This window comes from Ideonella alba, from assembly GCF_018069875.1.
Lineage (GTDB): Bacteria > Pseudomonadota > Gammaproteobacteria > Burkholderiales > Burkholderiaceae_C > Ideonella > Ideonella alba.
This window is the reverse complement of sequence record NZ_JAGQDF010000009.1, coordinates 15759-36140: the sequence shown is the minus strand read 5'-3', so window position 1 is coordinate 36140 and position 20382 is coordinate 15759. Positions and strand designations below refer to the sequence as shown.

General features: G+C 71.6%; 21 protein-coding genes. 13 read left to right on the top strand and 8 right to left on the bottom strand.

Annotation, left to right across the window (positions count from 1 at the left end):
- The first annotated feature begins 13 nt into the window (after positions 1–13).
- The 4 genes from KAK07_RS25815 to KAK07_RS15635 are packed head-to-tail and all read left to right on the top strand — an operon-like array spanning position 14 to position 4317.
- On the top strand, positions 14–1357 hold the full coding sequence (locus KAK07_RS25815; protein WP_210861756.1) for a pseudouridine synthase: 1344 nt from the start codon (positions 14–16) through the stop codon (positions 1355–1357).
- Positions 1344–2582, top strand: a complete 1239-nt coding sequence (locus KAK07_RS15645) for a Bcr/CflA family efflux MFS transporter (RefSeq protein ID WP_210861754.1) — start codon at positions 1344–1346, stop codon at positions 2580–2582. The genes KAK07_RS25815 and KAK07_RS15645 overlap by 14 nt, the downstream gene beginning before the upstream one ends.
- A complete protein-coding gene (miaA, locus tag KAK07_RS15640; RefSeq protein ID WP_210861753.1) occupies positions 2563–3504 on the top strand; it encodes a tRNA (adenosine(37)-N6)-dimethylallyltransferase MiaA in 942 nt (313 codons plus the stop codon). Before KAK07_RS15645 ends, miaA begins: the two co-directional genes overlap by 20 nt.
- Positions 3505–3546: 42 nt before the next feature.
- On the top strand, positions 3547–4317 hold the full coding sequence (locus KAK07_RS15635) for an oxygen-binding di-iron domain-containing protein (RefSeq protein WP_210853608.1): 771 nt from the start codon (positions 3547–3549) through the stop codon (positions 4315–4317).
- Positions 4318–4329: 12 nt separating this feature from the next.
- Here the strand turns inward: KAK07_RS15635 and KAK07_RS15630 are convergent, their stop codons facing one another.
- Positions 4330–5139 (bottom strand): GGDEF domain-containing protein, encoded by an 810-nt coding sequence (locus tag KAK07_RS15630; RefSeq protein ID WP_210853606.1) that lies wholly within the window; start codon positions 5137–5139, stop codon positions 4330–4332.
- Positions 5140–5334: 195 nt separating this feature from the next.
- On the opposite strand from KAK07_RS15630, the gene KAK07_RS15625 reads away from it, so the two are divergent.
- The 5 genes from KAK07_RS15625 to KAK07_RS15605 all read left to right on the top strand — a co-directional run bounded on the left by KAK07_RS15625 (position 5335) and on the right by KAK07_RS15605 (position 9440).
- Positions 5335–7476, top strand: a complete 2142-nt coding sequence (locus KAK07_RS15625; RefSeq protein WP_210861751.1) for an acetyl-CoA hydrolase/transferase C-terminal domain-containing protein — start codon at positions 5335–5337, stop codon at positions 7474–7476.
- 80 nt (positions 7477–7556) lie between these two features.
- Positions 7557–8447, top strand: a complete 891-nt coding sequence (locus KAK07_RS15620; protein ID WP_210861748.1) for an SPFH domain-containing protein — start codon at positions 7557–7559, stop codon at positions 8445–8447.
- Positions 8448–8466: 19 nt separating this feature from the next.
- Positions 8467–8967, top strand: coding sequence for a DUF1648 domain-containing protein (locus KAK07_RS15615; protein WP_210853601.1), 501 nt, complete (start codon positions 8467–8469; stop codon positions 8965–8967).
- A gap of 15 nt (positions 8968–8982) precedes the next feature.
- On the top strand, positions 8983–9255 hold the full coding sequence (locus KAK07_RS15610; protein ID WP_210853599.1) for a hypothetical protein: 273 nt from the start codon (positions 8983–8985) through the stop codon (positions 9253–9255).
- Positions 9255–9440, top strand: a complete 186-nt coding sequence (locus KAK07_RS15605) for a type II toxin-antitoxin system antitoxin (RefSeq protein ID WP_210853597.1) — start codon at positions 9255–9257, stop codon at positions 9438–9440. The genes KAK07_RS15610 and KAK07_RS15605 overlap by 1 nt, the downstream gene beginning before the upstream one ends.
- On the opposite strand, the gene KAK07_RS15600 is transcribed toward KAK07_RS15605, so the two are convergent.
- From KAK07_RS15600 to KAK07_RS15585, 4 genes are read right to left on the bottom strand one after another with little or no spacing between them, the layout of a single operon-like run.
- Positions 9441–11015, bottom strand: a complete 1575-nt coding sequence (locus KAK07_RS15600; protein WP_210861747.1) for a DHA2 family efflux MFS transporter permease subunit — start codon at positions 11013–11015, stop codon at positions 9441–9443.
- A gap of 13 nt (positions 11016–11028) precedes the next feature.
- A complete protein-coding gene (locus KAK07_RS15595; RefSeq protein ID WP_210861745.1) occupies positions 11029–12249 on the bottom strand; it encodes an HlyD family secretion protein in 1221 nt (406 codons plus the stop codon).
- A 31-nt stretch (positions 12250–12280) separates the two neighbouring features.
- The gene (locus KAK07_RS15590) at positions 12281–13714 is read right to left on the bottom strand and encodes an efflux transporter outer membrane subunit (protein WP_210861743.1); all 1434 of its coding nucleotides are present in this window, start codon (positions 13712–13714) and stop codon (positions 12281–12283) included.
- Complete coding sequence (locus KAK07_RS15585) at positions 13711–14223, bottom strand: MarR family winged helix-turn-helix transcriptional regulator (protein ID WP_210853590.1); 513 nt, start codon at positions 14221–14223, stop codon at positions 13711–13713. The genes KAK07_RS15590 and KAK07_RS15585 overlap by 4 nt, the downstream gene beginning before the upstream one ends.
- A gap of 119 nt (positions 14224–14342) precedes the next feature.
- Here KAK07_RS15585 and KAK07_RS15580 point away from each other — a divergent pair, with 119 nt between their 5' ends.
- Positions 14343–16127 carry an ABC transporter transmembrane domain-containing protein gene (locus KAK07_RS15580; protein ID WP_210853589.1) on the top strand — a complete coding sequence of 595 codons (1785 nt, stop codon included), beginning with the start codon at positions 14343–14345 and terminating at the stop codon, positions 16125–16127.
- On the opposite strand, the gene KAK07_RS15575 is transcribed toward KAK07_RS15580, so the two are convergent.
- Positions 16128–17246: an acyltransferase family protein gene (locus KAK07_RS15575; RefSeq protein ID WP_210853587.1), complete on the bottom strand. Its 1119-nt coding sequence runs from the start codon at positions 17244–17246 to the stop codon at positions 16128–16130.
- Positions 17247–17295: 49 nt separating this feature from the next.
- On the opposite strand from KAK07_RS15575, the gene KAK07_RS15570 reads away from it, so the two are divergent.
- The 3 genes from KAK07_RS15570 to KAK07_RS15560 are packed head-to-tail and all read left to right on the top strand — an operon-like array spanning position 17296 to position 19534.
- Entirely contained in the window at positions 17296–18135 is an 840-nt protein-coding gene (locus KAK07_RS15570; protein WP_210853585.1) for a thymidylate synthase, read from the top strand.
- Entirely contained in the window at positions 18135–19022 is an 888-nt protein-coding gene (locus KAK07_RS15565) for a DMT family transporter (RefSeq protein WP_210853583.1), read from the top strand. Before KAK07_RS15570 ends, KAK07_RS15565 begins: the two co-directional genes overlap by 1 nt.
- Positions 19019–19534 (top strand): dihydrofolate reductase, encoded by a 516-nt coding sequence (locus KAK07_RS15560; protein ID WP_210853581.1) that lies wholly within the window; start codon positions 19019–19021, stop codon positions 19532–19534. The genes KAK07_RS15565 and KAK07_RS15560 overlap by 4 nt, the downstream gene beginning before the upstream one ends.
- Here KAK07_RS15560 and KAK07_RS15555 read toward each other — a convergent pair.
- Together KAK07_RS15555 and KAK07_RS15550 are read right to left on the bottom strand one after the other, a co-directional pair.
- Entirely contained in the window at positions 19512–19838 is a 327-nt protein-coding gene (locus tag KAK07_RS15555) for a glycoside hydrolase family 16 protein (protein ID WP_210853579.1), read from the bottom strand. The genes KAK07_RS15560 and KAK07_RS15555 overlap by 23 nt on opposite strands.
- A gap of 146 nt (positions 19839–19984) precedes the next feature.
- A complete protein-coding gene (locus KAK07_RS15550) occupies positions 19985–20377 on the bottom strand; it encodes a glycoside hydrolase family 16 protein (protein ID WP_210853577.1) in 393 nt (130 codons plus the stop codon).
- Positions 20378–20382: the final 5 nt, after the last annotated feature.

The window sequence follows — 20382 nt, the reverse complement described above, 5'->3', positions numbered from 1 at the left end:
ACGAAGGTTCCCGATGCGTTCCGAACGCGACATCCAGCGCAAGCCGCGCCGCGCCGCAGCCAGCCCGGCCGCCACGCCCGACACACCCGCCCCGACCGAGCCCACGGTGGTGGTCGACCCGGCCGTCAAGGTCAGCTACGCGCCCCGCAGCGAGGGGGGACCGCGCGGTGACGATCGCCGCCCGCCGCACCACGATGGCCGCCCGCCCCGCCGCGACGATCGCCGAGATGAGCGCCGCAATGACCGGAACACCGCGCCCCGCGACGACCGCCGCGGCCCACCGCAGGGGGATCGGCGCGACGGCCCGCGCCCGGAGTGGCGTGATGGCCCCCGCCCTGAACGACGTGATGGCCCGAGGGCTGAACGGCGCGAGGGCCCACGGCCTGAAGGTCGCGAAGGCGCCCGGGCCGAACCCCGCGGCCCACGCCGCGAGGAACGCGACCCCCGCGCCGAGCGCGGCGACCGCCCGGGCCGCCCGCCCAACCCGCGCCCGCCGCGCGAGGCGCGGCCAGAGGGATGGCCCGAGGGGCGCGACGAGTTTCGCCCGCGCACCGACCGCCCGCGCCGCGACCCGGCGGCCGGTGAGCGCGTGGTGCCGCCTCGCCTGGCGCCCGAGGGCGCCGGCGAGCGCCTGTCTAAGGTCCTGGCCGAGCGCGGCCTGGCCTCGCGCCGCGAGGCCGACGAGTGGATCGAGGCCGGCTGGGTGAAGGTGGGCGGCCAGATGGCCACGCTGGGCCAGCGCGTGGCGCCCGACGCCGCGATCGAGATCGACCCCGCCGCCCGCACCCAGCAGGCCAAACGGGTGACGATCCTGCTGCACAAGCCGATCGGCTATGTGTCCGGCCAGGCCGAGGACGGTTATGAGCCCGCCAGCGTGCTGGTCACGCCGGCCAACCACTGGGCCGACGACCCGGCGCGCAAGCCCTTCCATCCGGGTCATGCGCGCGGCCTGGCGCCGGCCGGTCGGCTGGACATCGACTCCACCGGCCTGCTGGTGCTGACCCAGGACGGCCGCATCGCCAAGCACCTGATCGGCGACGACTCGACCGTCGAGAAGGAGTACCTGGTGCGGGTGGAATACACCCGCGGCGAACAGCTGCCCGAGGCCGACCTGCAGCGCCTGAACCATGGCCTGGAGCTCGACGGCGTGAAGCTCAAGCCCGCCAAGGTCAGCTGGGCCAACGAAGACCAGCTGCGCTTCGTGCTGCGCGAGGGCCGCAAGCGCCAGATCCGCCGCATGTGCGAGCTGGTCGGGCTGAAGGTGCTGGCGCTCAAACGGGTACGCATCGGCTCGGTGGTGCTGGGCAAGCTGCCGGTGGGTGAGTGGCGCTACCTGCGTGACGATGAACGCTTCTGAGGTGGCGGCCGTCCCGCTGAACGCCGCCGCCCGCGCGCTGCCGCCGCAGGTGGTGGTGCTGGCGCTGGCCCTGCTGCTGGGCCTGCAGCCGATCACCACCGACCTCTACCTGCCGGCGCTGCCGCTGCTCAAGGCCGGCCTGGACGCGCCGATGGAGCGGGTGCAGATGACGATGGCCGCGCTGCTGCTGGCCTTTGGCGCCGGCCAGCTGGTGATGGGTCCACTGTCCGACCGCTTCGGCCGCCGGCCGGTGCTGCTGGGCGGCCTGGCCCTGCATGCGGCCGGCGCCGCCGGTGCGGCGCTGGCCGGCGACATCGTCGTGTTCATCGCGCTGCGCGCGGTGCAGGGCGTGGGGCTGGCGGCCTCGGTGGTCTGTGCGCGGGCGATGGTGCGCGACCTGTTCGAGCCGCACCAGGGCGCCACGGTCATGAGCCAGGGCCTGTCGGGCCTGGGGGTGATCGCCTTTGCCTCGCCCACCGTGGGCGGGCTGCTGGCCGCCTGGGGCGGCTGGCGCAGCTCGATGACGGCGCTGTCGCTGTGCAGCGCGGCGATCCTGGTCTTCGTGGTGCTGAAGCTGCCCGAGACCGCGCCGCGCCGCGACCCGCAGGCCACCGCGCCCGGCCCGCTGCTGCGCCGCCTGGCCGAGATCGCCGCGCACCCGGGCTTTCGCGCCTGGGCGCTGCTGGTGGCCAGCACCTATGCCGGGCTGTACGTGCTGCTGGCCGGCACCTCCTTCGTCTACATCGGCACGCTGGGCATGAGCACCGCGCAGTACGGCGTGACGCTGGCCACCTGCTCGCTGGCCTACATCGCCGGCACCTTCCACTGCCGGCGCCTGCTGCCCCGGCGCGGTCTGGCCGGTGCGGCCTGGGTGGGCGGCTTCTTCACACTGGCCGGCGGGCTGTCGATGCTGGCGCTGGGCCTGGCCGATGTGCGCTCGGTGCCGCTGGTGATCGGCGCGCAGTGGCTGTACAGCTGGGGCCATGGCTTTCACCAGCCCTGCGGCCAGGTGGGTGCGGTGGCGCCCTTCCCGCGCGCCGCGGGCACGGCCTCGGCGCTGGCCGGCTTCATCCTGGCGCTGGTGGCCTTCGGCATGGGCCTGTGGCTGGGCCGCGCGTTGGACGGCTCGCTGGCGATGCTGGGCTGGGGCGTGGCGGTGCCGGCGGCGGTGACCGCGCTGATCGCCTGGACGCTGGTGCGCCGGCATGGTGAACCCGGCCATTGACTGGGTCGGCCTGGCCGGGCCGACCGCGTCGGGCAAGACCGCGCTGGCGCTGGCGCTGGCCGAGCGGCTGCCGCTAGAGGTGGTCAGCGTCGACTCGGCCCTGGTCTACCGCGGCATGGACATCGGCACCGCCAAGCCCAGCACGGCCGAGCGCGCCGCGGTGCCGCACCACCTGATCGACCTGATCGAGCCCACCGGGGCCTATTCAGCCGCCCGCTTCGTGCAGGACGCCACCCAGCTGATCACCGAGATCCGCGACCGGGGCCGCCTGCCGCTGCTGGTGGGCGGCACGATGCTGTACTTCAAGGCGCTGATCGACGGCCTGGACGAGATCCCGGCCAGCGACCCGGCGATCCGCGCCGCGCTGGACGCCGAGGCGGCCGAGCGCGGCTGGCCGGCCCTGCACGCCGAGCTGGCCCAGGTCGACCCGGTCACCGCCGCGCGCCTGCACGCCACCGATGCCCAGCGCATCCAGCGCGCGCTGGAGGTGTGGCGCCAGAGCGGCCGGCCGCTGTCGGCCTTCCACACCGGCCCGCGCTCCCGCGGACTGACCCACCAGCTGATCTCGCTGGAGCCCGTGGACCGCGCCTGGCTGCATGCCCGCATCGGCCAGCGCTTTGCCCAGATGCTGGACGCCGGGCTGCTGGACGAGGTGCAGGCGCTGCGCGCGCGCGGCGACCTGCACCCGGGCCTGGCCTCGATGCGCTGCGTCGGCTACCGCCAGGCCTGGGAGGCGCTGGACGCCGGTCTGGCGGGCGCGGCGCTGCGCACCGACGTGGCCACCCGGGGCGCGACCGCGACCCGCCAGCTGGCCAAGCGGCAGCTGACCTGGCTGCGGGGCATGGTGCGGCAAGCGCTGCCGATCGACCAGCTGGACGCGCCAGCGCTGTGCCAGGCCGCGCTGCAAGCGATTTCGCCTTAACCAAGATCAAGTGCAAGGCGGCTTCAACGGCTACAGTGCCGCATGCCCGTCACCCTCTACCAACACGGCAGCCACAAGTGCCTCATGTTCACCGACCTGGCCGATGACCATGCGGCGGAGGCGGTGCAGTCCAACCAGTTCCTGGTCGTCAACGACGACACCGGCGCGATCATCGACCCGGGCGGCAACCTCGCCTACAGCGAGCTGTACCTGACGATGACGCAGCACTTTCCGCCGCACAAGCTGTCGGCGATCGTGGCCTCGCACGCCGACCCGGACATCATCGGTTCGCTGGACCGCTGGACCACGTCCACGCAGGCCAAGATCTACGTCTCCACCATCTGGGAGCGCTTCGTGCCGCACTTCTGCAAGCCGGGCAAGACCGCCGGCCGCGTGGTGGGCATTCCGGACAGCGGCATGCGCATTCCCATTGGCAACAGCGAACTGGTCGCGCTGCCGGCGCACTTCCTGCACGCCGAAGGCAACTTCCAGTTCTACGACCCGATCAGCAGGATTCTTTTCTCGGGTGACCTGGGTGTGTCGCTGGGCGGCGGCCAGGACGCCAAGCAGCCGGCCACCGCGTTGGCGCCGCTGCTGCCGCGCATGGAGGCCTTCCACCGCCGCTACATGGTGTCGAACAAGGTGCTGCGCCTATGGGCCGACATGGTCGAGCCGATGGCGATCGACATGATCGTGCCGCAGCACGGCGCGCCGCTGGCCGGCCCGGCAGTCAAGGAGTTCATCGCCTGGGTGCGCACGCTGGCCTGCGGCATCGACCTGGTCGGCCCGCAGACCTACCGCGTGCCGGCCTGATCGGCGCGGCCCTCAGCTGCGCGCGGCCGGCGCCGTTTCGCCCGAGGGGCGCGGAATGATGGGGGCGGCGCGCACGCAGTTGCGGCCGGCGTCCTTGGCCAGCTCCAGTGCCGCCTCGGCTTCCTGGATCTGGGCGTCCAGCGAGGCCTGGTTGACATGCACCGCCGACACACCCACGCTGACCGTGACCACCAGGTGCGACTGCTCCCAGCGGAAGGCCGCGCCGGCCACCTGCTGGCGGATGCGCTCGGCGGCGTCCAGTGCGCCCAGCGGGTCGGTGTGGGGCAGGAAGACCGCCAGCTCGGCGCCGCCGAAGCGGCCCAGCAGGTCGGACTGGCGCAGCGTGGCGTTGACGCGGCGGGTGACCTCCAGCAGCACGGCGTCGCCGCAGCGCAGGCCCAGGCCGTCGTTGATGCGCTTGAGGTGGTCGGTGTCGATCAGCAGCAGCGCGCCGTCATCGCCGTAGCGGCGGCAGCGTGACCACTCGCGCTCGGCCAGGCGCAGGAACTGGCGCCGCGAGCTAACGCCGGTGAGGTCTTCGTCAAGCATCAGCATCTCGCGCTGCTGCTGTGATTCGGCCAGCGCCCGCGCCAGGTGCAGGGCCACCCCGCCGGCCAGCAGCGCCGGCACCAGGGCCAGCACACCGGCCAGCACCGCGGTGCCCCAGCTCATGCCATCGAGCAGCACCAGCAGCGTGGCCACCGCCAGCGCCACGGCCAGGCCGACGCTGAGCTCGAAGATCCACGCCCCACCGGTGCCCAGGCGGATGGCCGCCAGGGCCAGGCGTTGTGTCAGCGGGGTGGCGGTGGACGAGCGGGTCAAGATGCGACGGTCGTTCGTGGACGAGGCAGACATTGCATCACAAAGCCGTGGCGCTGTGGCGATCTCGGCGCGCCCCCGCGTGACAAAGGCAACGGCCGGCGCGCCGGCGCCGGTCTTGCCCGGCGTCAAGGCCCGCACCGCGCCGGTGCACGACACTGCGCCCCAGGCGCCCACCCGGCGCGAGACAAGGAGACCATGAGCCCGACCGCCGCCCCCCTCGTGATGGATGACCTGGACCGCGCGGTGGACGCGGTGCTGGACCGGGTGAGCGGCGACATCGTGCTGGGCATCCCGCTGGGCATCGGCAAGCCCAACCCCTTCGTCAATGCGCTCTACCGCCGGCTCAAGGCCCAGGACACGCGGCGGCTGCGCATCGTCACCGCGCTGTCGCTGGAGAAACCGGTGGGCAAGAGCGAACTGGAGCGGCACTTCCTGGCGCCGCTGGTCGAGCGCGTGTTCGCCGACTACCCCGACCTGGACTACGTGAAGGACAGCCGCGCCGGCACCCTGCCCGCCCACATCGAGGTGCGCGAGTTCTTCCTGAAGACCGGCGACTACCTGGGCAACGCCGCTGCCCAGCAGGGCTACATCAGCACCAACTACACCTTCGTCGCCCGCGACATGGCGCTGCAGGGCATGAACGTGATCGCCCAGGCGGTGGCCAGCGAGGGCGAAGGCGCCCACTGGCAGCTGTCGCTGTCCAGCAACCCCGACCTCACCTTCGAGATCGCCGAGCGCTACGCCGCCCAGGGCCTGCCGCTGCTGAAGGTGGGCGTGGTCAACCAGCGCATGCCCTTCATGCCCAACCATGCCGAGGTGGGGCCGGACTTCTTCGACATCGTGGTCACCGACCCACGCGGCACCCACGAGCTGTTCGCGCCGCCCAATGGCAAGGTCAGCACCGCCGACTATGCGATCGGCCTGCACGCCTCCAGCCTGGTGCGCGATGGCGGCACGCTGCAGATCGGCATCGGCTCGCTGGGCGATGCGATCGCCCAGGCGCTGATCCTGCGCGAGCGCCAGGGGGCCGACTACCGCCGCATCCTGACCACGCTGTGTCCCGACGGTCTGGACGGCCGGGAGACCGGCCGCTTCGAGCAGGGCCTCTACGGCTGCTCGGAGATGTTCGTCAACGGCTTCCTGCAGCTGATGGAAGCCGGCATCGTGCGGCGCGAGGTGTTCGATGACGCGGTGCTGCAGGAGCTGATCAACGCCGGCCGCATCCCCGACCTGGCCGTCACCCCCGACACGCTGCGGGCGCTGCAGGCTGCCGGGCGCATCGACTCGCCGCTGCGCCAGCGCGACCTGGACTTCCTGGGCCGCTTCGGCATCCTGAAGGCCGGCCTGCGGCGCGAAGGGCATGAGCTCGTTGACGGCGACACCCGCCTGCGCAACGACCTGGACGATGGCGACGCCTTCGAGGCGATCTGCTCGACCTGGCTGGGCACGCGGCTGGCGCATGGCGTGTTCATGACCGGCGGCTTCTTCCTCGGCCCGGGCGACTTCTACGAGCGCCTGCGCCACCTGCCGCGCAGCCGGCTGGCGAAGATCGACATGACGCGCATCGACTTCATCAACCAGCTCTACGGCCAGCACCGCGGCGAGATGGAGTTGAAGCGCGCCCAGCGCCGCCAGGCCTCGTTCATCAACACCACGATGATGGTGACGCTGCTGGGCGCGGCGGTGTCCGACGGCCTGGAGAGCGGTCAGGTGGTCTCGGGCGTGGGCGGCCAGTACAACTTCGTGGCGATGGCGCATGCGCTGCCCGACGCACGCTCGATCCTGATGCTGCGCGCCACCCACGAGCACCGGGACGGCCTGAAGAGCAGCATCGTCTGGTCCTATGGCCACGCGACCATCCCGCGCCACCTGCGCGACATCGTCATCACCGAGTACGGCGTGGCCGACCTGCGCGGCCAGTCCGATGGCGACGTGGTCAAGCGCCTGATCTGCATCGCCGATTCGCGCTTCCAGGACGAGCTGATCCGTGCCGCGCAGTCGCACGGCAAGCTGGAGGCCGGCTGGCAGGTGCCCGAGGCGCACCGCCACAACCTGCCCGCCACGCTCGACAGCCGGCTCCACCCCTGGAGCGAGGCCGGCGCCCTGCCCGACTTCCCCTTCGGCACCGACCTGACCGCCGACGAGCTGCACATCGTGCGCGCCCTCAAGCGCCTGAAGAAGGCCACCGAGCATCCGGTGGATCTGGTGCGGCTGGCGCTCAAGGCGCTGTGGGAGAACCGCGAGGCCCCGCCCGCCTATCTGCAGCGCCTGGGCCTGGACGAGGCCACCGACTTCAAGCAGCTGTTCATCCGCAAACTGTTCGCCGGCAATCTCTGAGCGCCGAACCAGGAGGCTTGACGGCTGCTGAAAGCCGGCCTAAAGTGATATCACTTTGATATAATATCCAGGAGACCTTCATGGACCGCTCGGAGCACGTCGAACGCTCGGCGACCACCACCAGTGGCTACCCCATCGTGCTGCTGATCGCGGGGCTCGCGGGCACCGCGGCCTGGCAGGTCTTCCAGCTGGCCGATGACCGCGGGTCGTTTCTGGTCATGGGGGTGTCGGTGGTACTGGCGGTCCTTCTGGCCTCGGGTCTGTACATGCTGCAGCCCAACACCGGCGCGCTGCTGATGCTGTTCGGCGCGTACCAGGGCACCGATCGCCGCGAAGGCCTGCGCTGGAGCAATCCGCTGCTGCTCAAGCGCACCGTGTCGCTGCGCGCCCGCACGCTCAACATGAGCACCCTGAAGGTCAATGACAAGCGCGGCAACCCGGTCGAGATCGCCGCGGCCGTGGTCTGGCAGGTGCATGACACCGCGCAGGCCAGTTTCTCGGTGGATGACGTGGAGCGCTTCGTCGCCTTGCAGGCCGAGAGCGCACTGCGCCACCTGGCCTCGCGCTACGCCTATGACGACGGCGATGTCGACGCCGACGCCGGCCAGGAGCCCACGCTGCGCGGCAGCCTGGACGAGGTGGCGCAGGCGCTGCAGGCCGAACTGCAGCAGCGCTTCGGGCCGGCCGGCGTGCGCGTGGTGGACGCCAAGCTGACCCATCTGGCCTATGCGCCCGAGATCGCCCAGGCGATGCTGCGGCGCCAGCAGGCCGAGGCGGTGATCGCCGCGCGGACCAAGATCGTGCATGGCGCGGTCAGCATGGTCGAGGCGGCGCTCAAGGGCCTGTCCGAGCGCGAGATCGTGCAGCTCGACGACGAGCGCAAGGCCGCGATGGTCAGCAACCTGCTGGTCGTGCTGTGCTCGGACAAGGACACGCAGCCGATCGTCAACACCGGCACGCTCTACAACTGACCCCCGGTGGAGAGCCGCCATGAACCCGCGTCTGATCGATGCGCTGCTGCTGGCCACGGTGGCCGCAGCCGCCGCCGCGATCTGGGGGACCGGCCTGGCGCTGCCCTCGCAGATCGCCACGGGTTTCGGCGCGCTGGGCGAAGCCACCGGCTACGGTGAGCGCAACCGGCACCTGTGGATGATGACGCTGCTCGCCGTGGGCCTGCCCCTGCCCCTGGGCTACGGCATGGGCCTGCTGGCCGGGCGCGAGGGCCAGCGGCTGAGCATCCCCCAGAAGGCCTACTGGCTGGCTCCCGAGCGCCGCGCTGACACGCTCGCGGCCATGGGGGTGCGCGCCAAGGTGATGGCGACGCTGCTGGCCGCCTATCCGCTGGGCCTGCACCTGCTGATCGTCCAGGCGCAGAAGCTGCAACCACCGCACCTGCCGCAGGGCCTGATGCTGGCCCTGCACGGCGCGCTGATCCTGGGCATGCTGGCCTGGGTGGTCGAGTTGAACCTGCGCTTTGGTCGCACGCGCTGAGCCAAGGGAGTCGCCATGAACCTGCTGATGCTCAAACTGTCCGTGGCCGTGCTGGCGCTGTGCGGCGTCGCTGTCATGGCCGGACACGACCTGCTGCCCGCCTGGAGCACGCCACGCCTGATGGGGGCGGCCGTGCTGCTGGCGCTGTGCGTGCTCGCCACGCTGGCCCTGCTGGCCTGGCTGACCGGCACACTGGCGCAGGCGCTGCTGCGCCGGGGCGCACGCGACGCCGCCTGGGGCTGGTTTTCAGAAGATCCACCCGGCCTGGGTGACCGGCGCAAGCACTGATGGCCAGCCCCGGCAAGAAGAGCTATCCGCTGCGCATCGACCCTGCGCTGTGGGCCGAGATCGAGCGCCTGGCCGCGCAGGAACTGCGCAGCGCCAACGCGCAGATCGAGTTCCTGCTGCGCGAGGCGCTGGCGCGGCGCGGCATCAAGCCGGCGCCGCCGCCCCGGCCCGCGCCCGGGTCCTGATCAGTGCGCGCCGGCGGCGTCGGCCGGCGGCGCCTGGCGCGGTGGCCGGCGCGCCACCCAGACCAGCGCGATCAGCGCCAGGAAGATCATCGACGAGGCCAGGAAGATGTCGTCGGCCGCGCGGGTGTAGGCCTGCTGGTCGACCAGGCGATTGATCTGCGCCAGCGCCTGCTCGCGCGACAGCCCGGCGGCCTGCAGGTTGGCCAGCGTGCCGGCCAGCGCGCCGCCCTGCCCGCTGCCCAGCGCCTCGCTGAGGTGGGCGTGGTGCAGGGCCGCGCGGTCGTCCCACAGCGTGGTCGAGATCGAGGTGCCCATCGCCCCCGCGGTGATGCGGGTGAAGTTGGACAGGCCGGCGGCGGCCGGGATGCGCTCGGGCGGCACGCCGGCCAGCGTCAGCGTGGTCAGCGGAATGAAGAACATCGCCATCGCCGCGCCCTGCACCAGCGTCGGCACCATGATGTGCACCAGGTCGGTCTGGATGGTGAACTGCGAGCGCACCCACAGCACACCGGCAAAGATCACGAAGGCCACGCTGGCCATCCAGCGCGGATCCCACACCGTGACCTTGCGACCGGCCAGCGGTGTCAGCAGGATCGCCAGCAGTCCCACCGGCGCCAGCGCAAAGCCGGCGCTGGTGGCCGTGTAGCCCATCCACTGCTGCAGCCACAGCGGCATCAGCACCACATTGCCGAAGAACAGGCCGTAGGCGATCGACAAGGTGGCGGCGCCGAACACGAAATTGCGCCGCTGGAAGAAGCGCAGGTCCACCACCGGGTGCTCGGCGGTGAGCTCCCAGACGATGAACACCGCCAGGCCCACCACCGCGGTGACACCCAGGGCAACGATCAGCGGCGACGAGAACCAGTCCAGCTCCTTGCCCTTGTCGAGCATCAGCTGCAGCGAGCCCACCCACAGCACCAGCAGACCCAGGCCCACGGCGTCGATCGGCAGCTTGCGGATCGTGGTCTCGCGTTTGCGGTAGATGGCCCAGGTCAGGCCGGCGGCGAGCAGGCCCACGGGCACGTTGATGTAGAAGATCCAGGGCCAGCTGATGTTGTCGGTGATCCAGCCACCCAGCAGCGGCCCGACCACCGGTGCCACCAGCGTGGTCATGCCCCACAGGGCCAGCGCCAGGCCGGTCTTGTGGGGTGGGTAGGTGGCCATCAGCAGGGTCTGCGACAGCGGAATCATCGGTCCGGCCACCAGGCCCTGCAGCACGCGGAAGGCCACCAGCCACTCCAGCGACGGCGCGAAGCCGCACAGCCAGCTGGCCAGCACGAACAGCAGCACCGTGGCCACGAACAGCCGCACCGCGCCGAAGCGCTGCACCAGCCAGCCGGTCAGCGGCACCGAGATCGCGTTGGCGATGCCGAAGCTGGTGATGACCCAGGTGCCCTGTCCCGGGCTGACGCCCAGGTCGCCGGCGATCGCCGGCAGCGAGACGTTCGCGATCGACGAATCGAGCACGTTCATGAAGGTCGCCAGCGACAGCGACAGCGTGCCCAGCAGCAGCGGTGTGCCGCTCAGCGGCGGCGGCCGGGGCGGCAGGCCCTGCGGCGCGGCATCATCGGCCATGGTGCCCGGCCCCTCAGTGGACCTTGCCGCGGCCCAGCGCGGCGGCGATGATGCGCTCGACATCGCTGTCGGCGGCCTTCTGCTGGGCCTCGAAGACCGCGGTGCGGGCCAGGGGTTCGGCGCGTGGCGCCTGGGCCAGCTGCGCGCCAGACTGGTCGCGGGTGTCCACGTTCACCTCCATCGACAGGCCCACGCGCAGCGGATGCGCCGCCAGCTCCTGCGGGTCCAGCGCGATGCGCACCGGCACCCGCTGCACCACCTTGATCCAGTTGCCGGTGGCGTTCTGCGCTGGCAGCAGCGCAAAGGCGGCGCCGGTGCCGGCACCCAGGCCGGCGATGCGGCCGTGGAAGACCACCTGGTCGCCAAAGACGTCGGCGGTCAGCTCGGCCGGCTGACCGATGCGCAGGTCCTTCAGCTGGCCTTCCTTGAAGTTGGCGTCCACCCACAGCTGGTTCATCGCCACCACCGTCAGCAGCGGCGTGCCGGCCTGAACGCGCTGGCCCAGCTGCACCGCACGCTTGGCCACGTGGCCGTCGATCGGTGCGACCAGCGCCACGCGCTGCAACGCCAGGTGGGCCTCGCGCACCCTGGCGGCGGCGCGCAGCACGTTGGGGTGCTGCTCGACGCTGGTGCCTTCGGTCTGCGTCAGGCCGGCAGCCAGCTGGTCGCGCGCCGCCTGGGCCGCCGACTGCGCCGCCGCCAGCGCGCTGCGCGCGGCCGCCTGCTGCGCCTTGGCGTGGTTGAACTCCTCCTGCCCGACCAGGCCCTCGCCCACCAGCGGGGCGCGGCGCTTGACGTCGTCGTCGGCGCGTGCAAGGTCGGCCTGGGCGCGGCCCACGTCGGCCTCGCGCAGCGCGATCTGCGCCTTCAGCGTGCTGTTGTTGGCGTACAGCGCGCGCACCTCGCGCACGGTCTGCGCCAGCGTGGCCTCGGCCTGGGCCAGGGCCACCCGCGCCTCGGCCGGGTCCAGCGCCACCAGCACCTGGCCGGCGCGCACGGCGTCGTTGTCATCGGCGCCCAGCGCGACCACGGTGCCGCCGACCTGCGGCGTGATCTGCACCACGTTGCCGCCGACGTAGGCGTTGTCGGTGCTCTGCAGGTGGCGGCCATGCAGCCAGTGCCAGCCGGCCCAGGCGCCGCCGGCCAGCAGCACGACCAGGGCGATGGCGGTCAGGCCGCGCTGGCGGGCGGTGCGCGCTGCGGCCGGAGAAACGGAAGAGGCGGGGGCTTTCATCGGTGTCGTCTTTCGGTGTGGCTCGGCCAGCTCAGCGGGCGGCCAGCGCGGTGTCGTCGATCCAGCCACCGCCCAGCGCCTTGATCAGCGCGAGGCGGTTGTCGAGCTGGCGCGCCTGCAGGTCCACGGCGTTGCGGCGCTGCGCCAGCACGGCGGTCTCGGTGGCCAGCACGGTGAGCTGGTTACCCAGGCCGGCGGCGTAGCGCTTTTCGGCGATGCTGTGGGCCTGCTCGGCCGCGGCCAGGGCACGCGCCTGTTCGGCGCGCTGGCGCTGCAGCGATTGCTCGGAGGCCAGCGCATCGCCGGCCTCGCGCACCGCGTCCAGCAGCGTGGCGTTGTACTGCGCGATGGCGGCGTTGCGCTCGGACTCGCGCCCCTGCAGCGCGGCGCGCAGTCGGCCGCCGTCGAACAGCGGCAGGCGCAGCGCCGGCTGCACACCCAGCTGGCGGCTGCCCAGGTCGAACAGGCGGTCCAGACCCAGCGCCGACAGGCCCGCATAGGCCACCAGGTTGATGCTGGGGTAGAAGGCGGCCTCGGCGGCGCGCACATCGGCCAGACTGGCCTCGACGCGCCAGCGCGCCGCCACCAGGTCGGGCCGGCGGCCCAGCAGGTCGGCACCCAGCGCGGACGGCAGCGCGGGGCTGCGCAGGTCCGCCAGGCGAGGCGACAGGCCGCTCAGCGCCTCGGGCGCCTGGCCGCTGAGCACCGCCAGCTGGCGACGCAGCAGCGTGGTCTGCTCGTCCAGCGCTTCGAGCTGCACGCGCAGATCCGGCAGCGCGGCGTCGGCCTGCACCTGCTCGACGCGGGTGTCCAGGCCGGCGGCTACTCGGCGCTGGGTGATCTGGCGGATGCGCTCACGCTGGGCCGTCTGGGCCTGCAGCACCTCGCGCTGCGCCAGCAGACGGGCCAGCGCCACATGGCCGCGCGCGATCTGGGTGGCCAGGCCGTTGGCGGCGGCGGCGGCTTCGGCACGGGCCGCACGGGCCTGGCCCAGCGCCGCAGCCTGCTCGGCGGCCTGGGCGCCGAACAGGTCGGGTGACCAGGCCAGCGCGGCCTGCAGCTCGCCCGAGCTCCAGGTATCGCCCGCGATCGGGGCGGGCACCAGGCCATGTTCCGAGTAGCGCTGGCGCGTCAGGCTGGCGCTCAGCTGGGCCTGCGGACCGTGGGCCGCCAGCAGGACGTCGGCCTGGGCCTGGGCGCGGCGCACGCGCTCGCGTGCCACGGCCAGGCTGGGTTGGTCGCGCAGGGCCTGCTCGATCAGGGTGTCGAGTTGGGCGTCGCCCAGCACGCGCCACCAGTCGGCGGCCGGCAGTGCCTCGGTGCGTGCGGCCAAGGCCAGCGCCTGGCCATCGTCGAGCCGCGCGGCCTGCGCACGGTCGCCAGGCGTGGCGCAACCGGCCAGCAGCGCGACCGCCAGGGCCAGCGCGGCCATGCGGCGGGGGGATGGGGTCGGGCGGGGCGTCATGCCGGATCCTTCGGGTCGGGTTGCGCATCACCCTGGCGCAGCCGCTCGCCGTTGGCCAGCATGCGCGTCAACAGGTCGACCAGGGTGCGCCACTCGTCGTGGCTGAACCCACGCAGGTGGCCATTGAGCACGTCGGCCAGCACCTGGGGCACGCGGCGCGCGACCTTGCGGCCCTCGTCGGTGAGCACCAGGTTGACGACGCGACGGTCCTCGGTGGAGCGCTCGCGACGCACCAGGCCCTTGGCCTCGAGGCGGTCGAGAGAGCGGGTCATCGCGCCCGGGTCGATCTCCAGGTCGCGCGCCAGGCCGGCCACGGTGTGGCCTTCCTTCATCACCAGCTTGTACAGCGGCAGCCACTGCACATAGGTGAGGTCACAGCTGGCCAGCTGGGCATCGGCCTGCGCCAGGATGGAGCTGATGACCTTGCGCATCAGGTAGCCCACGCTCTCGTCCGGCCGGTACTGGCCCGGCTGGTAGAAGCCAGCGGGCTCGGGTTCTTTCTTTGCCATGCCCGCCAGTTTAGTTGCCTATGCAATGATTGCTTGGTCATTATTTGAATAGTCCAGCGTTTTGGCAGGGTTTTTACGAGGGTGCGATCCAGGCCCCACCTGCTGCCTACACTGCACGCATGGCTACCCGTCCCGACCGTCCCACCGGCAGCAGCCCCCAATCGCTGTCCGGCCTGCTGCCCTTTCTCCGTCCCTACCGCCTGCAGATCGCGCTGGCGCTGCTGTTCCTGGTGCTGGCAGCGGTGTCCACGCTGCTGCTGCCTGCGGCCCTGAAGTCCCTGGTCGACCAGGGCATCGTGGCGGCCGATCCGGGGCAGCGCGTGATGGCGCTGCGCGAGCATTTCCTGGCGCTGTTCGGCGTGGGTGCGGCGCTGGGCGTGTTCTCGGCCAGCCGCTTCTACATGGTGACCTGGCTGGGCGAGCGCATCACCGCCGATCTGCGCGATGCCGTCTACGCCCACGTGCTGCGGCAAAGCCCCGAGTTCTTCGAGACCACCGCCACCGGTGAGGTGCTCTCGCGCCTGACCACCGACACCACCCTGGTGCAGACGGTGGTCGGCTCCAGCCTCAGCATGGGCCTGCGCAACACCGTGATGGGCATCGGCGCGCTGGCGATGCTGATCGTCACCAACCCCTGGGTGATGTTCCAGGTGATGGGCATCCTGGTGGTGGTGGTGCTGCCGGCCCTGGCCTTCGGCCGCCGGGTGCGCAAGCTCAGCCGCGCCAGCCAGGACCGCGTGGCCGATTCCTCCGCGATCGCCGCCGAGGTGCTCAACGCCATGCCGGTGGTGCAGAGCTACGTGGCCGAGCCGCGCGAGGCCGCGCGCTTCTCGCTGGCCACCGAGGCCGCCTTCGACACCGCCCGCAAGCGCACCCGCGTGCGCTCGCTGCTGGTGGCCTTCCTGATCACTGCCACCTTCGGCGCGCTGCTCTGGGGCCTGTACCAGGGCACCCAGGCGGTGCTGCATGGCGAGATCACCGCCGGCCACCTGGGCCAGACCGTGCTGTACGTGATCCTGCTGGTCAGCTCGGTGGCGGTGCTCTCCGAGGTCTGGGGCGATCTGCTGCGCGCCGCCGGCGCCACCGAGCGCCTGATGGAGCTGCTGCACGCGCGCTCGCCGATCGAATCGCCTGCCGCGCCGCAGTCCCTGCCGGCCACGCGCGGCGGCTCGTCGCTGCAGTTGCAGGGCGTGCGTTTCCGCTACCCGTCGCGGCCGCAGCAGGCGGCGCTGGACGACGTCAGCCTGAGCGTGCAGCCGGGTGAGACCGTGGCCCTGGTCGGCCCCAGCGGTGCCGGCAAGAGCACCGTGCTGCAGCTGCTGCTGCGCTTCTACGATGTGGCCGAGGGTTCGGTGCAGGTGGACGGCGTCGATGTGCGCCACGCCGACCTGGCCGCGCTGCGCGCGCGCATCGGCATCGTGCCGCAGGACAGCGTGATCTTCAGCGCCAGCGCGATGGAGAACATCCGCTACGGTCGCCCCGACGCCACCGACGAGGAGGTGATCGCCGCCGCCAAAGCCGCCTTCGCGCACGACTTCATCCTGGCCCTGCCCGAGGGCTATGCCAGCTTCCTGGGCGAGCGCGGCGTGCGCCTGTCGGGCGGCCAGCGCCAGCGCCTGTCGATCGCGCGGGCGATGCTGAAGAACCCGCCGCTGCTGCTGCTGGACGAGGCCACCAGCGCGCTGGACGCCGAGAGCGAGCGCATGGTGCAGGCGGCGCTGGAATCGGCCATGCAGGACCGCACCACGCTGGTCATTGCCCACCGCCTGGCCACGGTGCAGCGCGCCGACCGCATCGTCGTGCTGGAACACGGCCGCATCGTCGAGCAGGGCACGCACGCCGAACTGGTGGCGCGCGGCGGCCTGTACGCCCGGTTGGCGGCGATGCAGTTCCAGCCCGGCTGATCAGCGCGTCGCACCGCCCAGCCAGGGCGACACGGCGCGCCAGCGCGTGGCGGTGGCGGCCAGCACCCACGAGCCGCCCACGGTGATCCCCAGCACCGCGCCCGCTTCGGCCAGCGGCGCCAGCCCCAGCGGCTTGAGCGTCACCACCGCGCCGATCAGCAGCGTCTGGTGCAGCACATAGACCGGGAACACCCGCGCCGCCAGCCCAGGCCACCGGGTGCTGATGGCGCCCAGCCAGCGCTGGCCGAATCCCAGCGCGGCCAGCACGCCGCACCACTGCTGCAATGCGAAGCCGGCCCGGACCAGTGCCGCCGGCGCGGGCTCACCCAGCAGCTGCGATGCCGCGAATGCCGTCACCGCCAACGCCAGCGCCAGGTGCCGCAGGCGCGCGATCGCCGCCCAGGCGCCTGGCGTGCGCGCCCAGACGGCGCCGGCCAGGAACGCCGGGACGTACTGCGCATGGGCCAGCGGGTCGTGGATCAGGTCGTGGGTGACGTCAAACCAGGGCCGCAAGGCCAGCCGGCCGGCGGCCAGCAGCAGCCAGGGCGCCCACAGCAGGCTCCATGCGCCCAGGCGCGTGGCCAGCCAGGCCCCGGCCTCATCCAGCGCCCTGGGCCAGCGCCGCAGCGTGGCCCACAGCAGCCCCGTGTAGACCATCAGGTAGGGCAGGAACCACAGGTGGTTCCAGGTGGGCAGCACCAGGCAGTGCCCGGCTGCATCACAGAAGCCGTGGTAGCCGCGCAGGTACAGGCCCATGAAGTCGAGGAAGTCGCCGGTGTAGCCGAACTGCTCACGCACCTGCCACCAGGCCTGCGGCGGCACGATCAGCAGCACGCCCAGCAGCAGTGGTGCACCCAGGCGCGTCATCCGGGCGCGCAGCCATCCCGGGGGCGCACCAGCGATCGTCAGGCTGGTGACCGCACCGGAGATGGCGAACAACAGGCTCATCCGCCACGGGTTGAGCGCCAGCATCCAGGGCGCCAGCGCGGCGCTGGTGACACCGCCCTTCACATGCCAGGGCCAGGGCACATAGGCCATGCCCACGTGGTAGAGCAGCAGCGCACCCAGCGCCAGCAGGCGCAGGTCATCGAGGAAATGCAGGCGGTGCGGCGAGGTCATGGCGGCCAGCGCCGAGTGTGACACCCCGGCCGCGGGATAATCCGGCCCCATGAGTTCCGCCGCCCGCCCTGTCCGCTCGCAGTACGAAGATTTCATGCGCCATGTCTGGGAACACGGCGTGGCCAAGGGCGACCGCACCGGCACCGGCACGCGCAGCGTGTTCGGTCACCAGATGCGCTTCGACCTCTCCGAAGGCTTCCCGCTGGTGACCACCAAGAAGGTCTTCCTGAAGGCGATCATCGTCGAGCTGCTGTGGTTCCTGCGCGGCGACAGCAATGTCAAGTGGCTGCAGGAGCGTGGCTGCACGATCTGGGACGAGTGGGCGCGCGAGGACGGCGAGCTGGGGCCGGTCTATGGCGTGCAGTGGCGCAACTGGCCCACGCCGGACGGTGGCCACATCGACCAGATCGCGCAGGTGGTGCAGCAGCTCAGGAGCAACCCCGACAGCCGCCGCATCATCGTCAGCGCCTGGAACGTGGCCGACCTGGACAAGATGGCGCTGATGCCCTGCCATGCCTTCTTCCAGTTCTACGTGGCGCCGGCCACCACGCCGGGTGGCCGCGGCAAGCTCAGCTGCCAGCTCTACCAGCGCAGCGCCGACATCTTCCTGGGCGTGCCCTTCAACATCGCCAGCTACGCGCTGCTGACCCACATGCTGGCCCAGCAGTGCGACCTGGACGTGGGCGATTTCATCTGGACCGGCGGCGACTGCCACCTCTACACCAACCACTTCGAGCAGGTGCGCACGCAGCTGGCGCGCACGCCCTTCCCCTACCCGGTGCTGAACATCAGGCGCCGCCCTGACTCGATCTTTGATTACCAGTACGAGGACTTCGAGGTGCTGGAGTACCAGCACCATCCGGCCATCAAGGCCGACGTCGCGGTCTGATGCTGCAGCCGCGCCAGATCGCGGTGCTGGTGGCCCTCACGCTGATGTGGGGCGTCAACTGGCCGATGATGAAGTTCAGCCTGCGCGAGCTGTCGCCGCTGTACTTCCGTGCCATCACGATGACCGGCGGCGCGCTCACGCTGTACCTGTACTACCGCTTCTGGCGCGGCGTCGATATGCGCTGGCCGCGCACCGAGTGGCGACAGGTGGCACTGCTGGCGCTGCCCAACATCTTGGCCTGGCACTTCTGCTCGATCACCGGCCTGCAGGCGCTGGCATCAGGGCGCGCCGCGATCCTGGGCTTCACGATGCCGGTGTGGACGGTGCTGATCACGCTGGTGCTGGCCCACGAGCGGCCCAGCGGCCGGGTGCTGCTGTCGGCCGTCGCCGCACTGGCCGCGGTGCTGCTGCTGTCCTGGCAGGAACTGGCCCATCTGGCTGGTCGGCCCGAAGGCGTGCTGTGGATGCAGGCCGCCGCCTTCAGCTGGGCGGCCGGCACGGTGCTGATGCGCCGCACCACCTGTCCCATGCCCACCGAGGCGGTGACGGTGTGGATGATGGCGCTGGGTTCGGCCTTCTTCTGGTGCGTGGCGCCACTGCTGGAGGCCACGCCCAGCCCGGCGGCCTGGAGCACCGGCCTGTGGTGGTCGCTGCTCTATGGCGTGCTGCTCAACTATGGCGTGGCCCAGGTGATCTGGTTCGGCATGGCGCGCACGCTGCCGCCCTCGGCCAGCGCCTTCTCGATCATGGCCGTGCCGCTGGTGGGCACCGCGGCGGCCACCGCGATCGTCGGCGAATGGCCGCGGCCGCTGGACCTGGTGGCGGCACTGGCCATCGTGCTGGCCATCGCCAGCGCGCTGCTGCCGCGCCGACAATCGGCCCCATGAGCGACACCCGCCCCGACCTGGTCCTGATCGCCGCGCTGGCCCGTGGCCGCGCGATCGGCCGCGCCAACCAGCTGCCCTGGCACCTGCCGGAGGACCTGGCCCACTTCCGCCGCAGCACCCAGGGCGCGCCGGTGCTGATGGGCCGGCGCACCTGGGAATCACTGCCCGAGCGTTTTCGTCCGCTGCCTGGACGGCGCAACCTGGTGCTGAGCCGTCAGACCGGCCTGGTCTGTCCCGGCGCCGAGGTCGTGGGCAGCGTGCCCGAGGCGCTGGCGCGCTGCGCCGGCGTGCCGCGGGTGTTCGTGATCGGTGGCGCCGAGCTGTACGTCCAGGCACTGCCGCTGGCCGATGAGTTGCTGCTGACCGAGCTGGCGCTGGACGTGCCGGACGCCGACGCCTTCTTCCCCGACTGGCCGACCACCGACTTCACCGAGGTGGCCCGCGACACCCGCCACGCCGCCGCGCCCAACAACTTCGACATCAGCTTCGTCACCTACCGGCGACGGCGCTGAGGCTCGCCAGCGGCGGGCCCTGGCTCGGCCCGTCAGCCGAACTTCGGCCGCGCATCCGTGTGTGCTGGTCGGGGTGGCCAGGGACGTTGCCGCCCACCGCAACGTTCATCAGCAGGTAGAAGGGCTGGTCGAAGGGCGCCGGCCAGGGGTTCAGATCGGCCTCGGCGCGCGCCTCCACGCCCTGCCCTGCCTCGCGCCAGCTGCAGCTCCACCAGTGGCGGTAGCTGCAGGTCTGCACCTCGTCCACAACGAAGCGGATCTCGCCCGGCTCCCACTCCACGGCGTAGGTGTGCCAACCGGCCACGCTGGAGTCGGCAGGCAGGCGATGAGTGGTGTGGCGAGCGAGCGGCGCGGTAAGGCCGAACCGACATGCAGGCTGTTGAGCACCTCGTGCGGCTGCTCGCCGACGATCTCCATCAGGTCGATCTCGCCGCTGGCGGCCCAGCCGCCCTAGTGGTCATCGGCTGGCAGCATCCACAAGGCGGGCCACAGGCCCTTGCCCCAGCGCATGCGGGCACGGAACTCGACGCGGCCATCGCGCTTGGCGAACAGCACCCGGCCGTCGCGTGCCTGGGTCTTCAGCCGTGCCGAGGTGTAGCCACAGCCGTGCAGCGGCGCCTGGACCGCGCGAATGAACACGCTGCTGTCACGCACCTGCACGTTCTCGGGCTCCGACGTGTAGTACGGCAACTCATCGTTGCCCCAGCCCGGCACCCAGCCGTGTACCCGATCGTCGTAGAAGCCATTGCCCAGATCGAAGTCCCACTTGCTGCGGTCGAACGTGTCGCCGTCAAACTCGTCGTGCCAGACCAGGGTCCAGATCTTGGTCGTGGGCGGCTCCATCGTCG